Here is a 1819-nt window from a genome sequence, read left to right on the forward strand (position 1 = left end):
CCTATATACGGCGCAGCGCCAGGCCGACCGCCTGGCGCTCGAGGACAGCAGGATCACCAGCGAGAGCATCCTGTTCCATCAGCGCAAGAAAGGCGGGCAGCCGCTCTTGATCCCGATGATCGAAATGCTGCGCGACCGCGTCGTCGCCGCGGGCGAGCGCCGCCTGGAATGGCGGCTGAACTTTGCGCATGTGCTGATCGACGAGCGGCTGCGCCGGCCGTGGGACGATCACCGCTACCGCAAGGCGTTCCGAGTGCTGCGCCACGCCGCCGCCTTCGGCACGCTGGAGGCCGTCAAGGGCAAGGTGACGCCGATGGCCGTGCAGCTGCTCGGCAAGCTCGATGTGCGCGCCGTGCTCGAGGCCGCCGGCCTGAAGCCGATGCCGAGCCTCAACGACTTCCACGACCAGGACCTGCGCGACACGGCCGTGACCTGGCTGGCGCTGGCGCGCAACGACAAATGGGAAATCGCCTCGATCACCGGCCACAGCCTGAAATCGATCGACGAGATCCTGAAGCACTATTTCGGCCTGCACCCGGATCTCGCCAGGAGCGGCATGGCCAAGATGGAAAAGTGGCGGAGAACCGCGCGGTGAGCCTGATGGCCCTCACGATGGCGTGACCCGAACGGTCTTGCGCTGGTCCAGTCTCGGTGCTTGGATGGGGTTCTGGTGACGACGCGCCAGCCACGGTCTTGCAGAGGTGACCGGCGCGCCGCCTTCACGGGATTTGATCGAGTTTGGACCCCGATCAAGGGGGCTGGTTTTGGACGCCGGCCCTCGTTTCCCATGACTCAGAGCTTACAGACCGCAGTTAGGCTGACAAGCGGAACGACAGTGACTATTTCGTGACCATGGCAGAACGGATGATGGTCGGAATATCAGGTAGAAATATCTGAGCGGGTGATCCTCTTGACGACTCGAGGTCGCAGAACATTATAGGAACATGGTCCTATACAATGTTGTGCCCGGCAAGTCGTACTATGCCATCAGCTTCCGCGACATCCCGCCCGAATACATCCTGGGCGGCGCTTGCCTCGCCTGCGCGCACAAAGGGCCGGTCAACCGCGCCATCATCGAACGGCGCTGGGGCGGTGGCGAAGCCTTGCGCTTTGTCGATCGCTACCTGCGTTGCACCGCCTGCGGCAATCCCGCTCACAACCGCTTCATCATCTTCGGTAGGCGGCGAAACTCTTGACGCCGGCGCCGGCCGCGCCAGTCTAATCAAATGGCTTGGGACATTTCGGATATCACCATCGGCGACGAGGTGACGATTACCGCCACCATTTTGAAGCTGCTCGACTATGACGGCCGCGCCAGCATCAGCATACCCTCCTACGGCTTCCCCTATTCCATCCGCGCGCCGAAGAAGGCCAAGCCCGGCGGCCAGGTCGAACTCACCGGCGAGGTCACCCGCATTGACGAGGGTGCTGGCCTGGTCACCGTCAAGCTTGGCATCCCGGTCACGGTCGACGTCTCGGCGATCACCAGGTGGACGCCGGCGGTTCGCGAGCACAGGGGCAAGCCGCTGCGCGACACGCCGGACTAGGGGGAAGGAGCCACTAGTCGTTTCCTTTCTCGAGCAACGCCATCGCCTCGGCAAGCAGCGCGACAGCCTTGCCGCGATCGGTGGCCTCGAGCTCGAACGACCGCTCGATCCTCGCCAGCAGCTCGGCATTGATCGAACGGTTATTCTCGGCGGCGGCGATCTTCAGGCGCTTCTGCAGCGCGACTGGCAGGCGGATATGAAAACTGGGCGAATGGCTTGGCATTGCCCGTTCTTATGGCCGAAACCTTAAGCCTAAGAAATCGTTCCACCAT

Annotated in this window: 3 protein-coding genes and 1 pseudogene; 3 read left to right on the forward strand and 1 reads right to left on the reverse strand. The window is 63.0% G+C overall.

The window, feature by feature from the left end; translation table 11 throughout:
* The 3 genes and pseudogenes from EOA85_RS37915 to EOA85_RS34375 all read left to right on the forward strand — a co-directional run.
* Positions 1-595 (forward strand): annotated as a pseudogene (locus tag EOA85_RS37915) (hypothetical protein); the annotation flags it as partial.
* Positions 596-944: 349 nt separating this feature from the next.
* Positions 945-1196, forward strand: coding sequence for a hypothetical protein (locus tag EOA85_RS34370; protein ID WP_127212645.1), 252 nt, complete (start codon positions 945-947; stop codon positions 1194-1196).
* Between the two features lie 30 nt (positions 1197-1226).
* Positions 1227-1547 (forward strand): hypothetical protein, encoded by a 321-nt coding sequence (locus EOA85_RS34375; protein ID WP_127212646.1) that lies wholly within the window; start codon positions 1227-1229, stop codon positions 1545-1547.
* A 13-nt stretch (positions 1548-1560) separates the two neighbouring features.
* Here the strand turns inward: EOA85_RS34375 and EOA85_RS34380 are convergent, their stop codons facing one another.
* Complete coding sequence (locus tag EOA85_RS34380) at positions 1561-1770, reverse strand: Arc family DNA-binding protein (protein ID WP_127212647.1); 210 nt, start codon at positions 1768-1770, stop codon at positions 1561-1563.
* Positions 1771-1819: the final 49 nt, after the last annotated feature.

The organism is Mesorhizobium sp. M5C.F.Ca.IN.020.29.1.1, assembly GCF_003997375.1.
GTDB lineage: Bacteria > Pseudomonadota > Alphaproteobacteria > Rhizobiales > Rhizobiaceae > Mesorhizobium > Mesorhizobium wenxiniae.